The following is a 24,636-nucleotide window of genomic DNA, read 5'->3' on the forward strand; positions in this document are numbered from 1 at the left end:
GGACGAACGATGGTGGAGCAACGACCCTTCGGGCGCACCGGCGTACGAATCAGCTCGCTGACGCTGGGCGCGATGAACTTCGGCGAACGGGGGAACCCCGACCACGAGGACGGCATCCGGATCATCCATCGAGCCCTCGACGCGGGCATCAACGCCATCGACACCGCCGACGTCTACTCGCACGGCGAGTCGGAGGAGATCGTCGGCAAGGCGCTCGCCGGTGGGCGTCGCGACGAGGTCTTCCTCGCCACCAAGTTCCACGGCCAGGTGGGCGACAACCCGCAGCACCGGGGCAACTCCCGCCGCTGGATCGTCCAGGCGGTGGAGCACAGCCTGCGTCGGCTGGGCACCGACTGGATCGACCTGTACCAGGTGCACCGGCCGGAGCCGGACACCGACTTCGACGAGACCCTGGGCGCGCTCACCGACCTGGTCCGCCAGGGCAAGATCCGCTACATCGGCTCCTCCACGTTCGAGCCGTCGGCCATCGTGGAGGGTCAGTGGCTCGCGGAGCGGCGCGGCCGGGAGCGGGTGGTCAGCGAGCAGCCGCCGTACTCGATCCTGGCCCGCGGGATCGAGCGCGAGGTGCTGCCGGTGGCGCAGCGCTACGGGCTGGCGGTGATCCCGTGGAGCCCGCTGGCCGGCGGTTGGCTCTCCGGGCGCTACCACGGCAAGCTCGACGCCCCGATCTCCCGCCGGGCCGACCGGCTCCCCGCGCGGTTCGACCCGACCCGCCCGGCCAACGCCGCCAAGCTCACCGCCGTCGACAAGCTGGCCGCCCTCGCCGACGAGGCCGGGTTGTCGTTGATCCACCTGGCTGTCGCGTTCGTCCTGGAGCACCCGGCCGTCACGTCGGCGATCATCGGCCCGCGCACGCTCACCCATCTGGAGTCACATCTCGGCGCGGCCAAGGTGACCCTGTCCCGCGACGTGCTGGACCGCATCGACGCCATCGTGCCGCCGGGCACCACCCTGAACCCCGCCGACGCCGGCTACCAACCACCGTCGCTGACCGACCCGGCACAACGGCGTCGCGGCGGAGGGAACGGCTGATGAGCGCGAAGTTTCTCTGGTACATCCCCAACCAGGTCGAACCCGGCCACCGCGGGGACGACGTCGTCCAGCACCACAACAGTCTGGACACCCTGACCGGTCACGCCCGGGCCATCGAGCAGCACGGGTGGGCCGGTGCGCTCATCGGCACCGGCTGGAGTCGCCCCGACACCTTCACCGTCGCCGCCGCGCTGGCCGCCCGCACGACGACATTCCAACCACTGATCGCGATCCGGCCCGGCTACTGGCGTCCGGCCCACTTCGCCGCTGCCGCCGCGACGCTGGACCACCTCACCCAGGGGCGGGTGCTGATCAACATCGTGTCGGGCAAGGACAACCTGGCCGCGTACGGCGACACCGACGGCGACCAGGCCGCACGGTACGCCCGGACCAGGGAGTTCATCCAGATCGTGCGCCGCCTGTGGACCGACGACACCGTCACCTACCGCGGCGAGCACTTCAGCGTCACCGACTCGACGCTCGGGCCCCGACCGGTCGTCCGGGGCGAGCGCCGGCACCCACCGCTGTACTTCGGCGGTGCCTCGGCCGCCGCCGAGGAGGTGGCCGCCACCGAGGCCGACGTCCAGCTCTTCTGGGGCGAGCCGCTCGACGGCGTGGCCGAGCGGATCGATCGGCTGCGGCAGCTCAGCGACAAGCTGGGGCGCGAGCACGCCCCGTTGGAGTTCGGGCTGCGGGTCACCACGCTGGTCCGGGACACCACCGACCAGGCGTGGGCCGACGCCGAGGCGAAGGTTGCCCAGCTGGCAAGCCGCAACGGCGGCATCGAACGCAACCCGCACTGGCAGGCCGCAGTAGGCCAGCGGCGGTTGCTCGACCTCGCCGCGCGCGGCGAGGTGCTCGACGACAACCTGTACACCGCTCCCGGCAGGTACGGCGGCGGCGGGGCCGGCACCACCTGGTTGGTCGGGTCGGCCGAGGACGTGGCGCAATCACTGCGCAGGTACCAGCGTCTCGGCATCACGCACTTCGTGCTCTCCGACACGCCCTACCTCCCGGAGATCGACCGCCAGGGCACGCAGCTCCTGCCCCTGCTGCGGGAAGGGGCGATCGACGCCCGCCGGACCAGCACGCGGGACCGGGGCGCGGTACCGGCGGTCAGCTGAACCCGATCACCCGCAGTGCGGCCCGGTCGGCCCGGCAGGCAGCGTGTAGAGCCGGGCGGCCGGGCACCCTCTGGCGTGGCGGCACGGTCCGTCGTCCCTCGGTCCTGCTCAGACCGAAAGGAGCCGCTCGCGGAGCCAGGCCCGGTCGGGGTTCACCACAGCCTGATCACCGAGTACGACAGTGGGCACCGTCTCGTTGCCACCGGCTACCGCCCGGACCGCGGCAGCACCCGCCGGGTACCGCCAGATGTCCACCCAGTGCGCCCGCCCGGCGAGCCGGCCAAGCGCGAACCGGAGCTGGAGGCAGTATCGACACCCCGGGCGCCAGTACACGATCGGCCGCCCGTCCGCCGCGCTGGCCCGTTGCGCCTCGGCGGCATCCACCGAGCGGGGAAAGGCCCACGGCGACAGCACCAGTGCCAACGTCAGGAAGATCACCAGCTCGACGCCGCCGACGGCGGGCAGACCGTCGGCCAGTTGTGTCACCAGGACCAGCACGCCGCACGCCGCCATCACGATCGCCAGGATCCACCGCCGCAGCCAGGGTGAGAACATACTCGTCTAGCGCTTGAGGTACGCCGCCAGGCCGCCGAGCTCCTCGCTGGCGATGAACACCGACCGTACGTTGAGGATGGCCTCCTCGACGTGGGCGGAGCAGCCCCACGCCGCGTCGCCCCACGAATCGGCGATCTTGATCTCGGCCGGGGCGGTGCATCCCAGGGCGCCGCCGAGCTCGCAGTGCTCCGGGTGCGGCATGGCCGCCTGCGTGGCCGCCGCCGCGCGCATCCGGGCGGCGAGTTCCGCGGCGGCGCTCGCGCGCTGCTCGGCCTCGGCGCGCAGCTCCCGTTCCACGCGTACCACCTTGGCCAGCTCGTCATGGGCGGACCTGGCACGTGCTTCGGCGGCTCGGCGCGCCTGCTCGCTGTGGTGACACTCGATGGCCAGGGCGGCGGTGCCGGCGAAGACCCGGGCAAGGGCGAGGTCGGAGTCCTGCGGGGCGCGCGGGGTGCGGTGGTACATGGCGAAGGTGCCCAGGAGGCCGCCGTCGCGGGCCAGGATCGGCGTGGACCAGCAGGCCGACAGACCAGCCTGCTCGGCCAGGTGCCGGAAGTCGTCCCAGAACGGGTCGGTGCTGATGTCGGTGACGATCACCGGCTCCCGCCGGTGGGCGGCCGTGCCACAGGACCCGACGCCCTCGCCGGTGGCGATCCCGTCGATGGCCTCGTTGTAGAAGTCGGGAAGGCTGGGTGCGGCACCGTGGCGCAGGTGCCGGCCGTCGGGATCGGCGAGGAGAACGGAGACGAGCACCTCCTGTGGTGCGAGATTCTCGATACAGCGGGCCATCCCGTCGAGCACCTCGGTCAGGGGTGCCTGCCGGGCGATCTGCTCCACCAGGGCGCGGTGTTCGGCCATCAACCGCTGGGCCTGCTTGACCTGGGTGGTCTCCACGCCGAGCACCCGGATCCCGGAGACCTGACCGGAGACGTCCCGGCGCGGCTCGTAGGTGAAGTCGAAGAACGCCTCCCGCGCCTGCGGGCCGGTGCCCAGCAGGATCCGGGCGTCACTGCCGGTGTAGGGCGCACCCGTGCGGTAGACCTGGTCCAGCAGCCCGATGAAGCCCTGACCGGCCAGTTCGGGCATCAGGTCCACGAGCGCGACCCCGGTGCGGGCCCGTTCCTCGCCGATGGTGGCGAAGAACGCCGGGTTCGCCGTCTCCACCAGGTGCTCCGGCCCCGCCAGCGAGGCGAAGACGGCGGTGGACTGCCCGAACAACGCCCGCAGATCCTCGTCCGCCCCTCCCTGCTCGGAACCCGCCGGATCCGCAGCCCTGGGCAGTTGGCCTGGTACCGCCGTCACGTCGTGGTCCGCCTCTCGTCCGGGTTACGGGAATGACTCGGTGGTGCGTCGCTCGGTGTACCTGTGCTGACCGTACGCGCGGAGGGTGGCTGAGGCCGCCGACGCAGCGTACCGGCGGGACGGACCGACGGCGAACGCACGCAGGTTCAGGACCTCCGGCGGCCGTAGGAGACGGTTGTCCCCACCAGCAGCACGGCCCCCAGGAAGAAGTAGGTGTTGATTCCTAGGCCGACCCAGAACTCGCCGGTGGAGATGTCGTCGGCGCCGACAAAGCCGCCGCGGCGGACACCGGTGACCATCAGCAGGTTCTCGACCATCCCGGGAACACCCCGGAGCACGAGCAGGATGCTGCCGCCCAGGAGCGGCGGCAGAAGGAGCCACCGGGGAAGGTGCCGAGCCCAGGGACGGACGGTGGCGTGGACGACGACCGCCCCGACGGCCGACACCGCGATGAGTACGACGTTGAAGATCACGTAGGCCCGCAGACTCCACGGTCCGCCACCGGTCGGATCGTCACCGGGATAGAACACCAGGACCACATGGGACACGACGAAGAAGATCAACCAGGCGAGGGCGCCGTACGCCCAACGCGGATCCTTGCAGGCGGGCATACCAGCACCATCGTCGCGCCGGCCCGACGACGCCTCCCTCCTTCGGGGGGCATTCCTCCCGCGGCTGAGCGAGGCGCGGCAGTGTCCACACGCCCAACGTCCACGCGCTCAACTCGGTTCCGAGGCGAGACACTCGGTGCGGAGACGCATGGCCGACAGAACGAGAATCAGCGGATGCAGATACGTGAGCGCATCGCTACCATGGGTCAGCAATCCAGAGGGAAGGGGGTCGTGGCCGCGTGCGAAGTCCCGTCAACGGAACCGCACCGACGTCCGCGCCGGGCGGCCCGTCCGCGCCGCCTACGGCCGACCGACTGCGCCGGCTCGTCCGCCGGACGGTGCTGTTCGCGGCTGCCGTCGGGGCCGGTTTCCTCCTGGCCGCGCTGTTCCAGGGGCCGGCCGCCGCCGACGGGATGCGCAGCGGCTCCGGCGCCGAGCCTCGTCTGGAGATCGGCGGTCTGGTCGAGCCGGTCACGCGGCTCATGGAGGCGGCACGCCCCGACCAGGACCGCCAGCGGGCCGCGGGTGCCGACCACCGCCGCAGCGGTGCCCCCGACGCCCCGGTGACCAGAGCCATCGGTGATCTCGTCGCCCCCCGCGACACGAAACCCGCGCCGAGGGCTCCACGGTCGACGGTGTCCGTGCCGCTCCCCCGGGTCGACACCTCCGGCGCAGCGGAGCGCGAAAGCCTCCGGCCCGCCTCCTCGGCTCGCGCGGATCATCGTCCCGCTCGCCGCGTTCCGGCGGCGCGGCCACCCGCTGACCCAGTACGGCAGGCGGCCCGCGCCGTGCCCGAACTGCCCGCGATGCCCAGACCAGCCGATACGCCGGCGGCGGACCTGATCACCGCCCCGCTACCGCGCGTCGCGGACACCGTGCACGCCCCGATCCCGCGCGTCACGGACCTCGTGCACGACGCGGTGCCGCGCGTCGCGGACACCGTGCACGCCCCGCTGCCGCGCGTCGCGGAGATCGTGCACGCTCCGATCCCGCACGTCACCGACGTCGTGCACGACACGCTGCCGCGCGTCACGGGCATCGTGCACGCCCCCCTCCCGCACGTCGCGGACCTCGTGACCGCCGCGCTGCCGCACGTCATCGGAGTGGTGAGCGCAGTGCCGATTCCGCCTGTCGTCACGGCGCTCTGCCAGGTCACGGATGCCGCCCTGGCGCCCGCTCGCGACGCGATGGCCGTTCCGGCGGCGCCTCCGCCGCCCAGTCCCCCACGGCTCGGGCCGGCCGCCGAGCCGCTGGCCGCCCCGGCACCCGCGCCGGCCGTACCGACGCCACCGGCGCAACAGGCGGAACCGGCGGCGTCGGCGGAACCGGCGTTGGCACCGGCACACGCCGCCGCGGCGGCGGCCACGGCCGCGTCACCGTGGCTGTCCGTCGTCGAGCCCGCGCACGCCAGGGCCTCGACGGGACATCCCGCCGCGCGCCCGGATCCGGTGACCGTGGACGTCGACCTTCCGGGTCGACCCGTCACGCCCGCTGACCAGGACGCCGACGGTGCCGACGACGGATCGCCGCCCGGCCCGGGACTGGTCCGACCGGCCGACCGGCAGGCGTACCTGCGCGCCGGGCAACTCCGCGACCTCGTGCCCCTTCTCGTCGAGAGCCGCGCTCCGGCACCGATCGCCCGCCCCGGCTGAGGCGGGTCGACCGACCCGGGTGGCTGGCCCGCACGGCCGTCACACCCTCCGGTCTGGTCGACCAGTGCCCGTGCCCGTCCGTCGTACGGGTGCCACGGGCCATGCCTATCCGTCCGTCGCGCACGACCGCCCTGACCAAACCCGTGCATGTTCCGGGATCGGTGGCCGGTGTGACGCGTACCTGAGATCGGAGAAACGTGGTGATCCACGTTGTCGTCGCCGAGGACATGGGTTTGCTGCGTGGCGCGCTCTGCGCCGCGCTGTCAGGTGAGGAGGACATGAAGGTGGTGGCCGACGTCGACGGCGTCGGCGAACTGTTGACCGTGGTCCGGCGGTGCCAGCCCCAGGTGGTGGTGCTGGCGCTGACACCGGAGCTGCCCGACCCGGTGGAGGTGGTGGCGCGGATCTGCGCCGATGTGCCGCATGCCGCGGTGCTGGCGATGAGCCCCCGGTGGAGCCCGACGCTTGTGGAGGCGGCACTGGCGGCTGGCGCGCGCGGCCTGGTCGGGAAGGACAGCTCCCTGGCGGAGCTGGTACGGGCGATCCGTGCGCTGGCGGCCGGGGAACGAGCGATCGACCCGGCCGCGGCGGTGGCGGTGCTGAGCCCACCGGAGATTCCGTTGACACCCCGGGAGATCGACGTGCTGCGGATGGCCGCCGAAGGGCTGCCCCTGAAGGAGATCGCGGCCCGCCTCTTCCTGGCCCACGGAACGGTGCGCAACCACCTGTCGGTGATCCTGCGCAAGACGGGGACCCGCAACCGGTTGGAGGCGGTGTGGCGCGCACGGTGTAACGGCTGGTTGTAGCCGTACGGGCGGGTCCGGCGGAAAGGTCTGGGCTCGCCCCCTCGCCGTGCGGACCCACCGGATGCGTGTTTGAATATTGACGTTGAGTGATCACCATCGGAGTGCGGGAAGGTCATCGTGATCCGTACCCTGCTCGCCTTGGACGGTGCCCTGGTGCTGGGCGCACTGTCGTTCGTCCTCGCCGCCGAGGACGACATCGATGTCGTGGCGGAGGTCGGCCGGGGCGACGCCGTCTCCGCGGCCGTCCACGCCCAACGCCCAGACGTGGTGGTGGCCGACCTCGACGTCGTCGAGGCGGTCGAGCCGAGCCGACTCGGCCCGTGCCCCGTCCTGGTGCTTGCCCACCCACAGCGGGCGCGGCGGCTGCGCGGCATGCTCTGCCCCAGCCGGACGGTCGGCATCCTGCCCAGCGACGCCGGTCCGCAGCGGGTCATCGACGGGATCCGCCGGCTGGCCCGCCGCGAGCCGGTGCTTGACGCTGATCTCGTCGTCGCGGCGCTGCGCTCGGACGGCCCGCTGACCAGCCGTGAGACCGAGGTACTCACGCTGACGGCGGCGGGGGCGCCGGTCGCTGAGGTGGCGGTGTCGCTCGGGCTCAGCCGGGGCACCGTCCGCAACCATCTCGGTCGGATCGCCCGCAAGGTGGGCGCGCGCACCCGGGTGGAGGCCGTGCGGATGGCCGGCGAGGCGGGCTGGATCTGAGCGGTGCCGTCGGCTCGGCCGGGGCTTCAGCCCCGCCAGGCCGGTGCCGTCCGGGGCGGCAGCACCGGATCGTCCCAGCAGCCGACGAGCGCCCGGTAGGTGGCCGAACGGGCCAGCAACTCCCGGTGCGTCCCGAGCACGGGCTCGTCGCCGTCGAGGACCAACACCCGGTCGGCCCGCAGCGCGGAACTGATCCGGTGCGCGATCACCACGAGGCTGCCGGGCCGCCGGGCGAAGGCACTCTCGACCGTCGCCTCCAACGCCGGGTCCAGGTGGCCGGTCGCCTCGTCGAGGATCACCAGCGGGGCGGGTGCCAGCCAGGCCCGGACCGCCGCGATGAGCTGCCGCTCCCCGGCGGAGAGCACGGCCGGCGTGACCGGCCCGCCCAGCCCGCCCAGGCGGGTCGCCAGTGGACGCGCGCCGAGGGCGTCGAGGGTGACCTCCAGCGTCCGGTCGTCGACGTCTGGCCGTAGGTAGCGGAGGTTGTCGGCGAGACTGCCGGTGAAGACGTACGCCTCCTGGGGCACCAGCACCCGCAGGCCGGCCAGCACGTCCGGCTCAGCGTCGGTGACCGCCACACCGGCCAGGTGGATGGTGCCGGTGTGCGGCGGTACCAGTCCCGCCACCAGGGCGGCCAGTGTGGACTTTCCCGCGCCGCTCGGTCCCACCACGGCGAGGTGCTCCCCGTCGGCCACCGTCAGCGAGAAGTCGCGGACGACCGGACGGGCGCGCGGGCCGTAGCCGAAGGTCAGCCCCCGGACCTCGACGGCCGGCGAGCAGCCGACCGGGCCGGTGGACGGGCAGCGGGGCGTCCGGCTGGCGGGGCCGGGCCGGCGGGGGCCGGCGGGGGCCGGACCGGCGCGCAGGATGTTCTCCAGGGTGACCACGTACCGCAGCCCGCCGCCGCCGAGGCCCTGCACGAGGGTGTGCAGGGCCGGTTGCAGCCCGGTGGAGACGTAGATCAGCGCACCCAGCACCGCGCCCGCGGTCAACCCGCGCTCGACCAGCCACGGAGCAGCCGCGAGCAGCACCACGAGCGGCACCCACCCGCCGATGCCGAGGCTGAGGCTGCGGATCGCGGCCATCCGGGCGAGGGTGCGTTCGGCCGCGGCCTGCGCCGACACCAGGCGTTCCACATCGGCCGTCACGCGTGTCTGAGCGCCACAGGCCAGCACGTCGCGGTGACCGGCAAGCGCCGTCGCGGCCGACTGGCCGAGCTGCTCGCCGGCGCGGACGTACGCGCGCTGGTGCGCGGCCATCGCCGGCAGCGCGGCGAGGAACACGGCCAGTCCGGCGACCATCGGCGCGGCGGCCAGCACCGCCACCACCGGTGCCAGGGCGAGGAGGCCGAGCAGGGCCGCGCCGGCGGAGAAGAGAAAGCCACGGGTCACCATCAGCAGACCGGCGAAGGTGTCGCGGACGATTTCCATCTGGTGGGTCAGTCGGGTCACGGCGGCGCTGTCCGGGCGACCACCCGCCCGGGTGGCGTCGCGAATCGATCCCCGGACCACCTGGGCGGCCACCTCGTCGCGGAAGGGCTCGACCACGGCGCCGAGGCACCGGTACGTCCGACCGGTCGCCACCGCGCCGACCAGCACGGCCACGGCGAGGGCCGCCAACCACACCAGGCCGTCGAGGAGACGTCCGGCCAGGAAGCCGTCGTCGACGGCGCGGGCGACCAGGAGGCCGGCGAGCAGGGCGGGCAGCGACTCGACGAGCGACCAGCCGCAGAGCCGGGCGAGATCGCGCCGGCGGGCCCGCAGCGCGAGCCAGGTCACCCGCCGTACGCCGGGTCGGTTCACGAGACACCGCCGGCCGGTTGGAAGACAGCCCGGTAGTCCGGGTCGGCCCAGAGCCGCAGGTGCGGCGCCAGTCCGCGCAGCCGACCGCCGTCCAGCCAGGCGACGAGGTCGGCCGCCGCGGCCACCGCCGGCCGGTGGGTGACGACCAGTCGGGTACGCGAGCCGACCCACCCGATCACCGCCTCGGTGATCAGGTGTTCGGTCGCGGTGTCCAGGCTGGACGTCGCGTCGTCCAGGATGAGCAGCCGCTCGGCGGCGAACGCCCGGGCCAGGCCGAGGCGCTGGGCCTCACCGCCGGAGAGCGGTGTGTCCACGAGCGGGGTGCGGTAGCCGTCGGGCAGCCGTTCGATCACGTCGGCGACCGCCGCCAGGTGGGCCGCCCGGAGGACCGCCGGTGTGGCCGGGCTCCGGCCGGGCGGCACCGCCGAGTCAACGGGCAGCGCCAACCCGATCGCGTCGTGGACTGTCGCGCCGACGAGCACCGGCCGGTCGAAGGCGTAGCCGACGGCTCGGCGCAGCGCCGAGGGGTCGAGGTCGCGCAGCGGCACCCCGTCGAGTTGTACTTCACCTCCGTCGGGGTCGTGCAGCCGTCCCGCCACGGCGGCCAGGGTCGACTTGCCGGCGCCGGACGCGCCGACGACGGCCACCGTCGCGCCGGCCGGTACGTCCAGGTCGATGCCGTCCAGGATCGGTCGGCCGTCGTCGGCGTACACGCGCACCCCGCGCAGTCTCAGGCCGCCGTCGCCGGGTGGTAGGGGCCGGTCGCCGGCCGGCGCGATCGGCTGTTGCAGCAGCTCGGCGACCCGGTGTGCCCCCGCACGGCTGCGCACCAGGTGGTTCAGGGTGGCGAGCACTCCGCCGAGCCCGGCGCCCATGGCCGCGTAGCGGACGGCGGCGACCAGTTGGCCCGGGGTGAGCCAGCCGGCGGTCAGGGCGTACCCGCCGACCGCGACGACGCTCAGGTGCACCAGCGGTGCCACGGCGGAGGTGCGCGCACTGGCCCGGGCCAGCAGGTCCCAACCGCGCCGGCCGTGCCGGCCCAGCTCCGGCAGGGCCGCGAGCACCCGGTCCTCCTCGCGGTGGGTGGTGGCGGCGGCGGCGATGGTCCGGGCACCGGTCAGCGACTCCAGCAGTCGGCCGGCGATGCTCCCGAGAACCCGTTGGTACCCGGCGGTCGCGGCCGAGGCGTCGGTCACGAAGGCGCGCATGAGGACGGCGAGCAGCACGAGACCGGCGAGCAGGGTGATCCCGAGGACCGGTTCCATGATGGCGAGCGCGACGACGCTGCCGAGCGGTGGAAGCACCGCCACGACGGCCAGCACCAGGGCGTTGCCGGCCTGCCCCGCGTCGGCGGCCTGGCCGACCAGCCGGCCGACGAGATCACCCACCGGGTGGCGGCGGGTGGCGCGGACGTCCAACGCGAACACGTGCCGCAGCAGCTGCCGGCGCAGCCCGGCGGTGGCGCGTGCCGCGCCGAATCCGCTGGCCAGATCCGTGAGGGTGTCGACGCCGATGAGGACGACAACCAGGCCACCGGCGGTCACCGCCCACCAGCCGGAGCCCCCGCCGAGGGCGGCGTCGACGGCGTGGCCGAGGACCGCGGGTAACGCCAGTTCGGCAGCCGCGCCGAGCAGCGCGACCGCCGCGAGTGCGCCGGTCCAGCCGCCGCCGGCCCGGGCCGTCCGCCGGAGCAGTCGATCCCCCGAGGCGAACGTCGGCATCGGACCTCCCCGGGTACGCGGTTGCCCTGGGTGGGCACGTCTGCCCACCCAGGGCCTCGCTTGTGCGGCGGATCAGTTGCAGGTCGTGACGGAGAGCGAGCTGTCGCCGCAGAGCAGCAGGCTCGCCCGGCTACCGCCACCCGTGCGGTCGGCCGGAGCCATCTCCAGGCCCTGGAGGTCCAGAAGCGCCATGTCGTTCACCTCCCTTCCTTCTGTTCGCCGATCAGGTCGCCCCCGCTGTTGCGGGGGAGTCTCGTCGCGCCCGGTAGGGGCGCGAGGAAGGGCAGCACCGGCCGCCGGTCGTGCTGTGCGCAGGCCAGCGCGAAGAGCACGCCGGCGGTGCCGGTGCCGAAGTCCATGGAGAGCCGCAGCAACTGCTCACCGGGGAACGCGGTTCCGTCCCGGTACGGCAGCGCGTGCCAGGTCAGCCGATCCAGTTGCGCGCCGAGTTCCCGGCGGTCGGCGTCGTCGGTCGAGGCGGCGAGGTAGGCGATGATGCCGGCGCGACCGGCGAAGAGCCCGGACTGCGCGTAGAACGGTGAGCGCGCCGCGCGGCGGATCCCCGCGCTCGCCTCGGCGAACCGGTCGTCGGCGCGGTGCCGCAGGTACTGGTCGAGGACCAGCCCGATACCGACGCTGCCATGCGCCAGGTACGGCATGGTCCGCCAGCCCTCGTTGACCTCCAGGGCACCGTCCGGGCGCAGCACACACCGACGCAGGTCCTGGCGCAGCGCCGTGGCGGCGTGCTCCAGCAGCTCCTCGTCGCCGCTGAGTTCGTAGAGCCGCACCAGCATCAGGGCCGGTCCGGTCCGGCCGCGCAGCAGCCCGGCGTACGGGTTGCGTCCGCCGCTGATGTCGGGTCCCGGGTCGTCGGCCAGTTGCCCGATCACCCGTTCGGCGACCCGCCACGCGGCGTCGCGCACCGACACCTCCCCGGTCCGCGCGGCCGCGTCGGCCAGGTTGAGCGCGATCCCGGACAGTCCGCTCGCCAGGCTGTGGTCGAGCCCGTCCAGGGGCTCGCGTAGACAGATGTCGAGCACGTCCAGCGCGTCCTGCCGGCGTCCGAGGTGTTCGAGCGCGTAGGCGACGCCGTGCAGTCCGTCGTAGAAGCCGCAGCGGGTGCCGGACGGCGGCGCCGTCGCCCGCCGCACCAGCCAGTTCTCGTGCTCGGGCCACCGCCCGGCACCGCTGCGGTCCAGCGCGTAGAGCACTCCCGCCGCCCCGTGGGCGAGGTTGAGGCCGCCACTGCGGAACTGTTCGATGTCACCGGGGAAGAGCCGGTCGTCGCGCTCGGGAGTGGCGCTGGCCAGGATGGCCGTCGCCAGCTTCTCCCGCGGGACGGACGCGTGGTGTGCCTCCGCGGCCCGGGGACCACCGGTGATCTCCTCGACCGCGGGGTCGAGGAAGGACCTCGGCACCGGGAAGTTCGCGGTGATGATGTCGGCCAGGTGCGTCACCTTCGCCGGTGCGAGCCGGACCAACTGGGTCAGGGGCAGGAACAGCGCCAGCCGCAGGCACGCCAGGGCGTACCTGTCGACCGCCGGCCCGGTCCGGTCCCGGGGGGCCGCGAAGCCCTGGTTGCGCAGCCCGGGTCGGCGGTGCCCGGCGATCGGGGCCGCCACCTCGAAGTCGACGAGGGCGACCCGGTCGTCCGGCCGGATCATGATGTTGAACAGGTGCAGGTCCCCGTAGACCAGGCCGCGCTCGTGGATGGCCGCGACGACCGACTCGACCTGTTCGTAGGTCTGCCGGGCCCACTCCGCGTACGCCGCCCGGTCGTCGTCGGTCGCGTCGGCGTCGATGAGCGGGTACCTGTCGACGAGCACCTTGTTCAGCGGTCGGCCCTCGATGAACTCGAGTGCGAGGAACCGGTGCTCGCCCAGGACGAACTCGTCGTGCACCCGGGGCACCTGCGGGAGGTCCGCGAGGTGCCGCAGGGCGTCCGCCTCGCGGGCCAGCCGGGCGACGGCGTCGGTGCCGTCCGCGTCCAGGCCGGCGTGCGGCCGAGCCTCCTTCAGCACCACCTCGGTGTCGGTACGCAGGTCCCGGCCCACGTACAGCCCACCGCCGTTGGAAAAGTGGATCACCCGCTCGATCCGGTACGGCACCTGGTCGGTGCTGGTGCCGCTGCGGGCCGCCAGGTGCGGGCCGAGGAAGTCGGGCAGGGTGACCCAGGACGGCACGTGGAAGACCGGATCCCGGCGGTCCGGCACCAGCGTGCCGGACTCGTCCTCGATCGCCGGCACCACCTGACCGTCGGGCGAGTGGCAGTAGCGGGCGGCGAAGCCGCCGTAGCGCACGTGGACCGGGCCGTTGCCGTAGCGGAGGTCACTGAGGATGTACGGCCCGGTCTCGCCGGTGAGCAGTTCGTCGAGTTCCTTGCAGGTCAGCTCCAGCTCCGCGTCGTCGCGGGGGTAGACCGTGACGAACTTGCCACTGGCGGCCCGGGCGGCGTACTTGGAGTTGCGCAGCAGCAGCGTGCGGGGTCCACGCAGGAACTTGAAGGACAGGCCCCGGGGGACGCAGTAGTCCCAGACGGTGTCCAGCACCCGCTCGGCGTTCGCCAGACCCGCCGACACGTGGATCTTCCAACCCTGCTGCGGCAGCGAGCCGCCGTCCGGCGCGTAGATCAGCCAGTCGTCGAGCGGCTCGCGGCGCCAGCCGGTGGGCAGCGGCCGTTCGGCGGCCGGGAAGACGGGCTGCGCGACGGCGCTGCCGAGTGAGTCGTAGAACAGCGGATCCGCGGCGCAGTAGCTGTCGTAGCGTTCGTCCACTGTCCCCACCATGCCCTTCGACTCGGCCGGCTGATGTTCCGGCGTTGCATCGAGTCTCGTCCACGGGACGTGGTGGATCCCAGTGCGCATAGTCACGACGTTCGATGTGGGGTGCACGGGTACCCAGTGACAATAGTCAGGGTCACCGGGACTACTTTGATCAGCGTCGTACGATGGGTGGATTGCGATACACCCGTTGCAAGGAGCTGCCGTGCCCCGCCCTCGTAGTGCCGTCCGGACCGTGGCGCACCCCGACGTGTCCGAGGTCTCCTTGCAGCAGGTCATGGAGGCGCTGGCGGATCCGGTGCGGCGAGCCGTGGTGTCCCAGCTGGCCGACCGGGGTGCGGACATGACCTGCGGGTCGTTCGAGACGCCCGTGTCGGTTTCGACGCTGACGCACCATTTCAACACCCTGCGCGAGGCCGGCGTGATCCGCCAGTACTACGTGGGGACGGCCAAGATGAACGCGCTGCGAGCGGACGAGATCGAGCGCCGCTTCCCCGGCCTGCTTGCCGCGGTGGTGGCCGCCGCCGGCAGCGAGGCGCGGACCGATCCGGCCTGAGCCACGACGTCTACTCCGACGATGGTCGAAGTTTGACCATCATCGAACCTCGGAGTAGCGTACGGGACGCCATCGAGGCTCGGTGGCGTTTCCGTGACCCCTAGCGCAAGGACTCCTGCACCGTGGCGAAACTCGTACAGTTCGACCGGCTCGGCGGTCCCGAGGTTCTGACCCTGCGCGACGTCGAGGTGGCCGCTCCGGGCACGGGCGAGGTCCGGATCCGCGTCGACGCCATCGGTCTGAACCGGGCCGAGATCATGTACCGCGAGGGCGTCTACTTCGACAAGCCCGTGTTCCCCTCCACGCTCGGCTACGAGGCCGCCGGGGTGATCGAGGCGGTCGGCGCGGACGTGGACCACCTCGCCGAGGGCGACACGGTCGCGGTCGTACCGGCGTTCCTGCAGAGCAGGTACGGCACGTACGGCACCCACGTCATCGTCCCGGCCTCGGCTGTCGTACCCCGCTCCGCCCACGTCGACCCGGTCCATGCGGCAGCCACGTGGATGGCCTACATCACCGCCTACGGGGCCCTCGTCGAGTCCGGCAAGGTGCGCCCCGGCGACCACGTGCTGATCACCGCCGCCTCCAGCAGCGTCGGCCTGGCCGCCATCCAGATCACCCGCCACCTCGGTGCGATCCCGGTCGCCACCACGCGTCGCTCCGACAAGAAGCAGCGCCTGCTGGACGCCGGTGCGGTCCACGTCATCGTCACCGACGACGAGGACCTCCCCGCCCGGCTCAAGGAGATCACCGGCGGCGAGGGCGTCCGCCTGGCCTTCGACCCGATCGCCGGCCCCGGCGTCGAGACCATCGCACTGGGCATCGCTCCCGGCGGCTTCCTGGTGGTCTACGGAGCACTCGACCAGCGCCCCACGCCGCTGCCCAACGCACAGTCCTACCCCGCGCTGACCAGCAGCACCTACACCCTCTTCGAGATCACCATGAACCCGGAGCGCCTGCGTCGGGCCGTCGCGTTCGTCAACGCCGGCATCGCCTCGGGTTCCCTCACCCCGGTCGTCGACCGCACGTTCGACCTCGGCGACATCGCCGAGGCCCACCGCTACCTGGAGGCCAACGGCCAGGTCGGCAAGGTCGTCGTCACCGTCCCGCACGACGACGTAACCGGCTGAGGCCGCCGGCAAGCGAGAGTACGCGCCGCCGCGCCACCACCCGCCGAACCCGAGGATGCCCGCCAACCTCGTCGGCACCGGTGGCGCGGCGGCACTGTTCCATCCGCCACGCAGAGTGCCCATCCGCTCACTGAGCTGCTCGTTCTTGACCCTTGGCGACGACAGAACTTAGACTCCCGTGATTGTTAACGTTAACAGTTACGTCACTCGATCGTAATCGACAGGTCATCGCCACCGGGGTCCCCGTCAACCCCGGTGACGACGCGACAGACCGGTGCCGACCGGGCCGAGGGGACCGCGAAGGCGCGTACCACCACCAGCCAGGAGGACGAGACATGACGCACGAGCAGAACGAGCCGGTGAGCGGCGAACGGAAATTGCTGAGCCGCCGAACCGTCCTGACGACGATGGGGGCCGTACCGGTCGCGGCGGTCGCCGCGGTCGCGGTGCCCACGGCGGCCTTCGCCGCACCGGCGAGCATCAATCCGTCCGCCATCCGGCAGACGATCCGGGGCTTCGGCGCCATGGCCCACGCCGCCTGGATCGGCGACCTGACGGCCGCCCAGCGGGACACGGCCTTCGGCACCGGCCAGGGTCAGTTGGGGTTCTCCCTGCTGCGGATCCCCGTCAACGAGAACCAGGCGGACTGGAGCGCCGATCTGGCGACGGCGCAACGCGCGGTCGCGCTCGGAGCAACGGTCTTCGCCTCCCCGTGGAACCCCCCGGCCAGCATGATCGAGACCTTCACCCGCGGCAGCCAGACCAACGCCCGGCGCCTGCGGTACAGCTCGTACGCCGCCTACGCCACGCACCTGAACAACTTCACCACGCACCTGCGCAACAACGGGGTGAACCTGTACGCCATCTCGGTCCAGAACGAGCCCGACTACGCGGCCGAGTGGACGTGGTGGACCAGCACCGAGATGCTCCGGTTCCTGCGGGAGAACGCCGGCTCGATCAGCACCAGGGTCATCGCGCCGGAGTCCTTCCAGTACGTGAAGTCCGTGTCGGACCCGATCCTCAACGACTCGACGGCGCTGGCCAACGTGGACATCATCGGCGCACACCTCTACGGCACCTCGTACTCGAACTTCGCGTACCCCCTGTTCAAGCAGAAGGGGGCGGGCAAAGAACTCTGGATGACCGAGGTCTACTACCCCAACAGCAACACGAACTCGGGCGACGCCTGGCCTGAGGCACTCGACGTGGGCGAGCACATCCACCGCGCCATGGTCGACGCCGAGTTCCAGGCGTACGTCTGGTGGTATCTGCGGCGCAGCTACGGCCCCATGCGCGAGGACGGCCAGATCAGCAAGCGCGGGGCCATGATGGCGCACTTCGCCAGGTTCGTCCGTCCCGGCTACCAGCGGATCGACGCGACGGCGAACCCGACGTCGAACGTCTATGTCTCGGCGTACCGCGGCGGTAACACCGTCGTGATCGTCGCCGTCAACAAGAACACCTCGGCGGTGAGCCAGCAGTTCACCCTGTCCAACAGCACCGCGTCCGGCAGCGTCTCGAACTGGCTGACCGACGGGAGCAGGACCGTCGCGCCCCAGGGCGCGCTCACCATGTCGAACGGCTCGCTCACCGTCACACTTCCCGCCCGCAGCGTGATGACCTTCGTGACCACCGTGAGCGGCGGCACCACCCCGGTGGGAGACACCTACAAGCTGGTCAACGTCGACACCGGCGTGGTTCTCGGCGTACAGAACATGTCCACGGCCGACGGCGGTCTGGCGGTGGTGTGGGGCGACACCGGCACCGCCGACCACAACTGGGTCCGGGTCACCGACGGCAACGCGTTCCGGTTCCGCAACGTCAACAGCGGCAAGGTTCTCGGCGTGGAGAACATGTCCACCGCCGACAACGCCCGCGTCATGCAGTGGAGCGACAACGGCACCGCCGACCACCGGTGGACGCTGGTGGCCAACAGCGACGGTTCCTACCGGATCCGCAACGTCAACAGCGGCAAGGTGCTCGCCATCCTCAACGGCTCCAGCACCTGGGGCACCCAGGCCGTCCAGTACACCGACAACGGCAGCACCAGGAACAACTGGCGGCTGGTCCAGGTCGGCTGACGGTCCACCGGTGCGGCTCCGGTGGGGATCAGACTGATCACCTGATCCCCACCGGGCCGGTCCCCCTCGGTCAGCCCAGGTACTTCTCCCACGGGCCGGTGATCGCCAGGGTGAGGCCGGGGTCCTGCATGTTGACGAAGAGCACCCGGCCGTCGGCCGTGAAGGTCGGCCCGCAGAACTCCGAATCGTTGAGCTGGTTGCGGGCGATCGCGTACGTCGGTCCACCCGGGGTCGTACTGAGCACGTGGGAGGCCCCGGTGCCGTCCTCGGCGAGCACCAGACTGCCCCACGGGGTGACGGAGACGTTGTCCGGGCCGTCGAAGGTGAGGTCGTTGTACTTGACCGGGGTGCCCTCCTCCGACGCCGTCTGGTGCGGGAAGTACGTCACCAACTGGATGGTCTGAGCCTTGAAGTTGTAGAACCAGACCATGCCGTCGTGCGGCGCGGCGTCGGCCGGCAGGTCACCCTCGTCCCAGGCGTAGGAGTTGACCACGTACACGCCCTCGTCGGTGCTCCACACACCCTCGAACTTGCGTCCCCGGGTGACCTGACCGTCGGCGAACTGCTCGCGCACGGACGTGTGCCGCGCGTCGCGGTCCGGCACCTCGATCCACCGTACGGGGAAGGGGCGGCCCAACTGGGCGGAGGTCAGGTAGGCGACGTCCGGCAGCACCGAGCCGTCGTCCAGGATGATCTGCATGGCGGCGAGGACACCCGCGTTCGGTGCGAGGCGGGTGAGCACGCCAGGACCGAGCTTGACGCCTCGTGGCGCCGACCAGCGGTAGAAGAGGCCGTTGGGCTCGTCGGCGTCCTCGGAGAGGTAGATGGCGGTGCGGTCCTTGTCGACAGCCAGGGCCTCGTGCGAGTAGCGACCCAGGCACTTGATCGGCTTCGGGTCCGCGCTGCCGTCGGCCCAGACCTCGAAAACGTACCCGTGGTCCTTCTGGTAGACGCCGGACCGGTCGCCCTCTTCCCACTCGTCGCCGGCCCGGTCCTCGGTCTCCTCGCAGGTGAGCCAGGTGCCCCAGGGGGTCGGCCCGCCGGCGCAGTTGGAGATGGTGCCGGAGAGGGCGACGAACTCACCCAGGTTGCGGCCCGCACGGTCCGTCCTGATCACGGTGCAGCCGCCGGCGTCGACGGCGCCCGCGTCGTACACCGTGCCCTTGACGTGCGGTACGCCGAACTCGGCGCCCGGGTCGATCTCGTGGTTCTGGATCAGGGTGTACCGGCCCTGGCCGGCGTCGTAGACGGCCATGCCGTCATGATCCGACGGCGTCACGCCCTGACCACGGTCGAGCCGGGTGACGCCGGTCCGGGTCACCACGGTGTAGCTGAAGCCCTTCGGCAGGGCCAGGATCCCCTTCGGGTCGTCCACGAGCGGCGGGAAGGGCGTCGGACCACCCTTGACCGGCGGGTGCGGCCGCCCCGGGCTGGCCTGCGCGAGGGACGGCAGCCCACCGGCGACGGCAAGGCCCACGCCGGCGGCGGCGCCGCCCGCGAGGAAGGTACGACGGGAGGAAGGCACTCGAATCAGCTCCTGGTCAGGGTACGTGCGACGGCTGACAGCACACTCCGACGGGCGGTCACCGACACGTCGCCTGAGGGTTCGAGAGGTGACATCGAAGTGAAGAATCAGGTCCGTTCACCGTCGCGCCGTCAGTGCGTGGTTGCGTGGTACCCCTTCCAGTCCTCGACGAGGGTGAGCGGAACGGGTGTGGGCCGCTCCACCGCCGTCGTCAACTCGATCCGGCGGCCCTCGGCTGCCGCCCGGAGCAGGGCGGTCATCGTCTCCAGCACGTGTAGTGCCATGTCGCCGCCGGCCCGTGCCGGGCGTTTCCCGTCGGCCGTGATCAGGTCGATCAGGCCGATGCCCCGGGACGACTCCAGGTAACCGGCCCGCGGTGGGAGGACCCGCCAGTCGTCGTCGCCGAGCGCGCGGAGGCGGACCTCTCCGTCGAAGTAGTTCGGGTCGGGTACGGCGAGCGTGCCGGTCTCCCCCCGTACCTCGATCGGTGCGGCGGTCGTCGCGACCCCGTCGAAGCTCGTGGTGATGGTGGAGAGAGCGCCGTTGGCGTGTTCGAGCACGCCGGTGACATGGGTGTCCACCTCCACCGGAATTCGCTGGCCGGTCCGTGGACCCGAGCCGATGACGCGCTCGGCGCGTAGGCGGCTGGCGGCTCCGACCACCGCGCGCACCGGTCCGAGCAGGTGGATGAGCGCCGAGAGGTAGTACGGACCCATGTCCAGCAACGGTCCGCCGCCCGGGGCGTAGTAGAAGTCGGGGTTGGGATGCCAGCGCTCGTGCCCCGCGGTGACCATGACGGCCGATGCGGACATCGGGCGTCCGATGAGTCCGTCGTCGATCGCCGCCCGCGCCGTCTGCGTGCCCGTGCCCAGGACGGTGTCCGGCGCGCACCCGACCCGCACGCCAGCCGACGCGGCCCGGTCGATGATCGTGCGGCCGTCCGGGAACGTCACGGCGAGTGGCTTCTCGACGTAGACGTTCTTGCCGGCGTCGATGGCGCCCAGCGAGATGTCGGCGTGCGCCGCGGGGATCGTCAGGTTGAGCACCGTCCGCACGTCCGGGCGGGCGAGCAGGCGTTCGACGCTCATCGCCTCGGCCCCGGGGATCGTGGCGGCCACCGCGGCCGACCGGGAGGCGTCGAGGTCGGCAAGGGCGGCGATCCGCACCGCGGGGTGGTGGGCGAGGGTGTCCAGGTAGGCGCGGGAGATGACCCCGAGACCTACGATGCCGACGCCGTGCGGGTCGCCCACACCATCCCCCTCTCGATGACGGTACGCACACTCGCGTGCTCCAGCACGTCCAGGCTGTGTCCGGGGGTCGTCACGACAATGCGCCCGGCACCCCAGCGCCGGGTCCAGATCGCCGGTGACGTGACCGGTCGGTGCCACGGATGCCACGCCTGCGTGGGGTGGGTCGTGACGGCCAGGACGTCGATCAGGTCGTCGTGCAGCACCCAGTACTGTTCGGTGACCAGGTCGAAGTCCTCGACACCCGCGGTGATCGGATGCTCCCGGCCGAGGTCGGTGACGCGCACCGTGTGCGGTAGGAAGTTGTCCTCCGCGCCACCCTGCCGCTCGCACGGCTCCTTGCCCGGATGCGTCGCGAACTGGCCACCCACCAGGTGCAGGTATTCCGAGGACGCGCGGAACGAGTCCACGATGCCGCCGTGCCAGCCGGTGAAACCCGTACCGGCGCTGACCGCCGCGCTCAGGCCCGCCGCCTCGGCCGAGGTGATCTGCGACATCGTCATGCACTGCACGACGAGGTCGGTGTCGGCCATCTCGGCGGCATCGGCGTAGATCTCCGTCGACTCCTCGACGCGGACGGCATAGCCGCTACGCTCGAGGAACGGGATGAACAACTCGGTCGCCTCGACCGGCTGGTGTCCCTCCCACCCGCCCCGAACCACAAGTGCCCTGCGCTGCGCCACCCTCGCTCCCTCCCACGGTCCGCCGCCACCGGGCTGGCCGGTCCCGACCTCGGCGACGTACCGCCGATACCCGTGCTTGTCGGGCACCGAAACCGTACTCCTGGTGGAGTCTACGGATTGACAGGTGACGAACCGTCCTACCGCGACGGTGGAGGCGAGGCCTGCCGTGGTCAGCCCAGGGCGGCGGCTGGCCTGGTCGCGACGTAGTGGAGGCCCGTGGCCCGGATCCCGTCGGCGTTGATGGCCGCCTGTTCGTCGGCTTCGCTGACGGGGTGCAGGTCGGGGAAGAAGTACGGTGCGTGGGTGCGCAGCCTGGTGTGGAAGCGGGCCTGGAGCGCCCGGCAGATCGCGTCGCCGCGGTGCAGGCCCTCTCGCCCGGCCCAGCCTTCCAGGTAGTCGTCCCAGGGTTGCCCGGAGGCGAGCCACTGCTCGTGGTGGCTGTGCAGCCAGCCGCGCTCGCCGCTGTCGGGCAGCCGGTCGAAGCTCCAGCGCGCGGTCGCCTCGTCGAACCTCTCGTAGGCCCACTCGACGACGATGAGTACGCCGCCCGGCGTGAGCGCCTCGGCGGCCCGAGCCAGGACCTCGTCCAGGTCGGTGACGTGGTGCAGCGAGGTACAGGCGACGATCACGTCGACCGGCTCGCTCAGCTGGTGCTTCTCGAATTCCGTCCGGTGGTATCCGGGTCCGGACGGCGCCACCGGGTCCACGCCCACGGCGGCGAAACCGTGCTCCCGCATCGCGGGGACGAAGCCACCTTCCGGGCCGCATCCGATCTCCAGCACCCGGGCTGGTGCCGGTGGCAGGTGGGCGCGTACGAACGCCCAGCGGGCATCGAGCCAACGCTGCTTGGCGGTCATCGGGTCAGCCGTCCTCGGCGATCAGCTCGCCCTGTTCCGCGGTGACATCGCGGGCGACGGCGAAGGCGGCGGCGGTGAACCGGGTGGTCCGGATGAGAGACATTGCTGCACCCTTCGATAGAGTTCGTTATTAGAGTCAGGCTCTAGTGATACAGTGCAGTCATGCCACTGGTCAAGAGCGCCGGCAAGAAGGGCGAGAAGTCCCGGCAGACTCGGCGACGCATCCTGCAGGCTGCGTACGAGCTGTTCGTCGATCAGGGCTACGGGGCCACCACGCTCCAGGGCATCGCGGAGCGGGCCGGTGTCGCCGTGCAGACCATCTACTTCGCGTTCGGCAACAAGCCGTCGCTGCTCAAGGAGCTGGTCGACGTCACCATCGCCGGTGACGACGAGCCGATTCCCACGATGCAGCGGGCCTGGTTCCGCGACGCTCTGGCGGCTGACACCGCCGAGGCGCAGTTGCGGGCACATGTGAGCGGCACCTGCGAGGTGCTTCAGCGGGTGGCACCGATCATGGATGTGCTGCGCGCCGCCGGAGCACAGGACCCAAGCCTGGCCGGGATGTGGCAGCAGGACACCGATCCGCGCCTCGAAGTCCAAACCGCAGCCGCGCGCAGCCTCATCGCCAAGCCCGGCGCCACGGCAGACCTGACCGTCGAACACGCCGCCGACCTGCTCTACGGCCTGCTGAGCCCAGAGCTGTACCTGCTGTTCATCCGCGACCGAGGCTGGACCCCCGACCGCTGGGAGCAGTGGGTGTACGACACCCTGCACGTGCAGCTCTGCCGTTGACGCGGCAGCGGAGGCACCACGCGGCGCCTACTCGCGCCAGCCGGTCAGCTCCACGCCCTTGGCCAGCTCCACCCGGAAGCCGATGGTGATCTCACCACTGGCGCCGGGCGCGAGCGACAGCCGCCAGGCCAACTCCCCCAGCTCCGTACGCTCCGCAGGCGGCGGCACCAGGTTCGTCTCCCGCACCACCACCGCCTCGTCGCGGGACACCGGCAACTGGTCGCGCACCTCGACCGTCGCCGTCCGCGGTGTGTGGTTGGCGACGGTGATCCGGTAGTCCACCTCCCGCCGCCGCGTCGACCCGAGCGTGGCCTTGGTCTCCGAGCGCCGGTGCAGCTTGCGCTCCACCCGCAGCCGGTCGTCGACCCCGAGCCCCAGCTCGATCTCCTCGCCCGGCGCCCACATCGGCAGCGGGGTGGCCGAGACGAAATCGGCGCCGTGGAACACCGCCGCCGCACCGGGCAGCATCGTGTGCTCGGAGGTGTTGCGTACCGTGGCCCGCAGGTGCGCCTCGGCGACGCGGACCGGCACGGTCACGTGGTCCAGCCGGGCGGGCATGTCCAGCACGGCGATGGTGGCTCGGTGCGCGCTGCCGTCGGCCGGCACCGCTGCCGGCCGGGCCGGCCGATAGGTGGCCGCGCTGACGCCCTGCTCGACCTGGGCGACGCTCTCCTTCAGGCGGGGCGGGAGCGCCCCGGGCCGGGCCGGGCCTCCGCCCGGTACCGGCACCGGCATCCCGACCGGCGCCGGGGGCGGCGCCCCGACCGGCCCGGCCGCCGTCACGGGCCAGGCTGGCGCCGGCTGGAGCCGGTCGAGATACCAGGGCGACAGTTCGGGTACGACTGTCGTCGCGGCCGGCCGGGCGGTCGAGAGCTGGAGCTCGCACTCCGGCCAGTCCTCTCCGGTGTTCTGGCTGACCAGCCCGAACCAGGTGACGGTCACGGTGTCCTCGACCAGCCGCAGGTCATAGGAGGGCCGCCACACCGCACCATCGACCAGGTAGGTCAGCTCTAACTCCACCTCCGCGTCGTCGGCCGTCACCAGGACCGTCACCTCGGCGGCCAACCGGTCCGGCGTCCGCTTGCCGCGCGCGCCGTTCAGGTCGCGCTCGACCGCGGCCACCTCCGCGGCCAGGTCGGTGCGCCGCCGGGACAGCCCGCGCCGCCGGCCGCGTGACTCGGCGAGCTGACCGGCCACCGAGTCGGTGAAGGCCGCCACGTCGGTCGGTGCCGCGTCGCCGGAGGCCAACGCCCGGGCGTACGTGCCACCGGCGCGCTCGGCCAACCGGATGAGGAACTCCCCGCGCTGCTCTTCGATGCCGGCCGCGTCCTCGACCTCGGCCAACTGGTCGGTCAGCTCGCGCTGTCGTTGTTCGAGGGTGACGATCTGCGCGTCGGCGCTACGGGCCTGCCGCCAGGTTTTCAGGTCCACACCGAGTACCGTGGCCGCGCCCCGACCACCGACCCGAATGGAGTCGCGCCGCAGGCCGATTGGGAGTGGCGCGACGCGTACACGGTGCTCTCCGGCGGTCAGCCGATGGCTGCCCCGACGGGTGACCCGGGCCCGGTCGGGGTAGACGGTGACGCCGACGATGGGTGCGTCGATCTCGGTGCTTTCCACGTCGCGAGGGTAGTCCACGCGTACCGCGCAGGCGCTC

At 72.1% G+C, this 24,636-nt stretch carries 21 protein-coding genes; 9 read left to right on the plus strand and 12 right to left on the minus strand.

Features of this window, described 5'->3' with window-relative positions; all coding sequences use genetic code 11:
• Nucleotides 1-9 precede the first annotated feature (9 nt).
• Both AB0C01_RS13085 and AB0C01_RS13090 read left to right on the plus strand, forming a co-directional pair.
• Complete coding sequence (locus AB0C01_RS13085) at nucleotides 10-1,053, plus strand: aldo/keto reductase (RefSeq protein WP_357571185.1); 1,044 nt, start codon at nucleotides 10-12, stop codon at nucleotides 1,051-1,053.
• A complete protein-coding gene (locus tag AB0C01_RS13090; RefSeq protein WP_357255452.1) occupies nucleotides 1,053-2,177 on the plus strand; it encodes an LLM class flavin-dependent oxidoreductase in 1,125 nt (374 codons plus the stop codon). Before AB0C01_RS13085 ends, AB0C01_RS13090 begins: the two co-directional genes overlap by 1 nt.
• Before the next feature lie 108 nt (nucleotides 2,178-2,285).
• Here the strand turns inward: AB0C01_RS13090 and AB0C01_RS13095 are convergent, their stop codons facing one another.
• The 3 genes from AB0C01_RS13095 to AB0C01_RS13105 form a co-directional block, all read right to left on the minus strand.
• Nucleotides 2,286-2,732 (minus strand): glutaredoxin domain-containing protein, encoded by a 447-nt coding sequence (locus AB0C01_RS13095; protein ID WP_357571186.1) that lies wholly within the window; start codon nucleotides 2,730-2,732, stop codon nucleotides 2,286-2,288.
• Between the two features lie 6 nt (nucleotides 2,733-2,738).
• Entirely contained in the window at nucleotides 2,739-4,034 is a 1,296-nt protein-coding gene (locus tag AB0C01_RS13100; RefSeq protein WP_357255456.1) for a GAF domain-containing protein, read from the minus strand.
• 146 nt (nucleotides 4,035-4,180) lie between these two features.
• On the minus strand, nucleotides 4,181-4,645 hold the full coding sequence (locus AB0C01_RS13105) for a hypothetical protein (protein ID WP_357571187.1): 465 nt from the start codon (nucleotides 4,643-4,645) through the stop codon (nucleotides 4,181-4,183).
• Between the two features lie 239 nt (nucleotides 4,646-4,884).
• Between AB0C01_RS13105 and AB0C01_RS13110 the strand changes: the two genes are divergently transcribed.
• The 3 genes from AB0C01_RS13110 (at nucleotide 4,885) to AB0C01_RS13120 (ending at nucleotide 7,805) form a co-directional block, all read left to right on the plus strand.
• Nucleotides 4,885-6,297 (plus strand): hypothetical protein, encoded by a 1,413-nt coding sequence (locus AB0C01_RS13110; RefSeq protein WP_357571188.1) that lies wholly within the window; start codon nucleotides 4,885-4,887, stop codon nucleotides 6,295-6,297.
• A 200-nt stretch (nucleotides 6,298-6,497) separates the two neighbouring features.
• A complete protein-coding gene (locus AB0C01_RS13115; protein WP_357571189.1) occupies nucleotides 6,498-7,103 on the plus strand; it encodes a response regulator transcription factor in 606 nt (201 codons plus the stop codon).
• A 117-nt stretch (nucleotides 7,104-7,220) separates the two neighbouring features.
• Nucleotides 7,221-7,805 carry a response regulator transcription factor gene (locus AB0C01_RS13120; RefSeq protein ID WP_357255464.1) on the plus strand — a complete coding sequence of 195 codons (585 nt, stop codon included), beginning with the start codon at nucleotides 7,221-7,223 and terminating at the stop codon, nucleotides 7,803-7,805.
• Nucleotides 7,806-7,831: 26 nt separating this feature from the next.
• On the opposite strand, the gene AB0C01_RS13125 is transcribed toward AB0C01_RS13120, so the two are convergent.
• From AB0C01_RS13125 to lanKC, 4 genes are all read right to left on the minus strand, one after another.
• Nucleotides 7,832-9,607 (minus strand): ATP-binding cassette domain-containing protein, encoded by a 1,776-nt coding sequence (locus AB0C01_RS13125; RefSeq protein ID WP_357571190.1) that lies wholly within the window; start codon nucleotides 9,605-9,607, stop codon nucleotides 7,832-7,834.
• Nucleotides 9,604-11,328, minus strand: coding sequence for an ABC transporter ATP-binding protein (locus AB0C01_RS13130; RefSeq protein WP_357255468.1), 1,725 nt, complete (start codon nucleotides 11,326-11,328; stop codon nucleotides 9,604-9,606). The genes AB0C01_RS13125 and AB0C01_RS13130 overlap by 4 nt, the downstream gene beginning before the upstream one ends.
• 72 nt (nucleotides 11,329-11,400) lie before the next feature.
• Entirely contained in the window at nucleotides 11,401-11,520 is a 120-nt protein-coding gene (locus tag AB0C01_RS13135) for a SapB/AmfS family lanthipeptide (protein WP_013734295.1), read from the minus strand.
• A 5-nt stretch (nucleotides 11,521-11,525) separates the two neighbouring features.
• Nucleotides 11,526-14,102, minus strand: coding sequence for a class III lanthionine synthetase LanKC (lanKC, locus tag AB0C01_RS13140; protein ID WP_357571191.1), 2,577 nt, complete (start codon nucleotides 14,100-14,102; stop codon nucleotides 11,526-11,528).
• Between the two features lie 241 nt (nucleotides 14,103-14,343).
• Between lanKC and AB0C01_RS13145 the strand changes: the two genes are divergently transcribed.
• The 3 genes from AB0C01_RS13145 (at nucleotide 14,344) to AB0C01_RS13155 (ending at nucleotide 17,875) form a co-directional block, all read left to right on the plus strand.
• Entirely contained in the window at nucleotides 14,344-14,664 is a 321-nt protein-coding gene (locus AB0C01_RS13145; RefSeq protein ID WP_357571192.1) for a helix-turn-helix domain-containing protein, read from the plus strand.
• Nucleotides 14,665-14,786: 122 nt separating this feature from the next.
• Nucleotides 14,787-15,794 carry a zinc-dependent alcohol dehydrogenase family protein gene (locus AB0C01_RS13150; RefSeq protein WP_357571193.1) on the plus strand — a complete coding sequence of 336 codons (1,008 nt, stop codon included), beginning with the start codon at nucleotides 14,787-14,789 and terminating at the stop codon, nucleotides 15,792-15,794.
• A 335-nt stretch (nucleotides 15,795-16,129) separates the two neighbouring features.
• Nucleotides 16,130-17,875 carry an RICIN domain-containing protein gene (locus AB0C01_RS13155; RefSeq protein ID WP_357571194.1) on the plus strand — a complete coding sequence of 582 codons (1,746 nt, stop codon included), beginning with the start codon at nucleotides 16,130-16,132 and terminating at the stop codon, nucleotides 17,873-17,875.
• 70 nt (nucleotides 17,876-17,945) lie between these two features.
• On the opposite strand, the gene AB0C01_RS13160 is transcribed toward AB0C01_RS13155, so the two are convergent.
• The 4 genes from AB0C01_RS13160 to AB0C01_RS13175 all read right to left on the minus strand — a co-directional run bounded on the left by AB0C01_RS13160 (nucleotide 17,946) and on the right by AB0C01_RS13175 (nucleotide 22,187).
• A complete protein-coding gene (locus AB0C01_RS13160) occupies nucleotides 17,946-19,400 on the minus strand; it encodes an alkaline phosphatase PhoX (protein WP_357571195.1) in 1,455 nt (484 codons plus the stop codon).
• A gap of 131 nt (nucleotides 19,401-19,531) precedes the next feature.
• Nucleotides 19,532-20,650, minus strand: coding sequence for a Gfo/Idh/MocA family oxidoreductase (locus AB0C01_RS13165; protein ID WP_357571196.1), 1,119 nt, complete (start codon nucleotides 20,648-20,650; stop codon nucleotides 19,532-19,534).
• Nucleotides 20,620-21,330, minus strand: coding sequence for a ThuA domain-containing protein (locus AB0C01_RS13170; RefSeq protein WP_357571336.1), 711 nt, complete (start codon nucleotides 21,328-21,330; stop codon nucleotides 20,620-20,622). Before AB0C01_RS13170 ends, AB0C01_RS13165 begins: the two co-directional genes overlap by 31 nt.
• A gap of 170 nt (nucleotides 21,331-21,500) precedes the next feature.
• Nucleotides 21,501-22,187: a class I SAM-dependent methyltransferase gene (locus AB0C01_RS13175; RefSeq protein WP_357571197.1), complete on the minus strand. Its 687-nt coding sequence runs from the start codon at nucleotides 22,185-22,187 to the stop codon at nucleotides 21,501-21,503.
• A 162-nt stretch (nucleotides 22,188-22,349) separates the two neighbouring features.
• Here AB0C01_RS13175 and AB0C01_RS13180 point away from each other — a divergent pair, with 162 nt between their 5' ends.
• Entirely contained in the window at nucleotides 22,350-22,979 is a 630-nt protein-coding gene (locus tag AB0C01_RS13180) for a TetR/AcrR family transcriptional regulator (RefSeq protein WP_357255136.1), read from the plus strand.
• 27 nt (nucleotides 22,980-23,006) lie between these two features.
• Here the strand turns inward: AB0C01_RS13180 and AB0C01_RS13185 are convergent, their stop codons facing one another.
• Nucleotides 23,007-24,599: a mucoidy inhibitor MuiA family protein gene (locus tag AB0C01_RS13185; RefSeq protein WP_357255139.1), complete on the minus strand. Its 1,593-nt coding sequence runs from the start codon at nucleotides 24,597-24,599 to the stop codon at nucleotides 23,007-23,009.
• Nucleotides 24,600-24,636 lie beyond the last annotated feature (37 nt).

Source organism: Micromonospora sp. NPDC048905 (assembly GCF_040649655.1).
Lineage (GTDB): Bacteria > Actinomycetota > Actinomycetes > Mycobacteriales > Micromonosporaceae > Micromonospora.

Excerpts from the sequence above, each read along its gene's own strand:
- AB0C01_RS13085 (WP_357571185.1), top strand. The coding sequence starts at position 10 with ATGGTGGAGCAACGACCCTTCGGGCGCACCGGCGTACGAATCAGCTCG.
- AB0C01_RS13090 (WP_357255452.1), top strand. The coding sequence starts at position 1,053 with ATGAGCGCGAAGTTTCTCTGGTACATCCCCAACCAGGTCGAACCCGGC.
- AB0C01_RS13095 (WP_357571186.1), bottom strand. The coding sequence starts at position 2,732 with ATGTTCTCACCCTGGCTGCGGCGGTGGATCCTGGCGATCGTGATGGCG.
- AB0C01_RS13105 (WP_357571187.1), bottom strand. The coding sequence starts at position 4,645 with ATGCCCGCCTGCAAGGATCCGCGTTGGGCGTACGGCGCCCTCGCCTGG.
- AB0C01_RS13130 (WP_357255468.1), bottom strand. The coding sequence starts at position 11,328 with ATGCCGACGTTCGCCTCGGGGGATCGACTGCTCCGGCGGACGGCCCGG.
- AB0C01_RS13135 (WP_013734295.1), bottom strand. The coding sequence starts at position 11,520 with ATGGCGCTTCTGGACCTCCAGGGCCTGGAGATGGCTCCGGCCGACCGC.
- AB0C01_RS13155 (WP_357571194.1), top strand. The coding sequence starts at position 16,130 with ATGACGCACGAGCAGAACGAGCCGGTGAGCGGCGAACGGAAATTGCTG.
- AB0C01_RS13175 (WP_357571197.1), bottom strand. The coding sequence starts at position 22,187 with ATGACCGCCAAGCAGCGTTGGCTCGATGCCCGCTGGGCGTTCGTACGC.
- AB0C01_RS13180 (WP_357255136.1), top strand. The coding sequence starts at position 22,350 with ATGCCACTGGTCAAGAGCGCCGGCAAGAAGGGCGAGAAGTCCCGGCAG.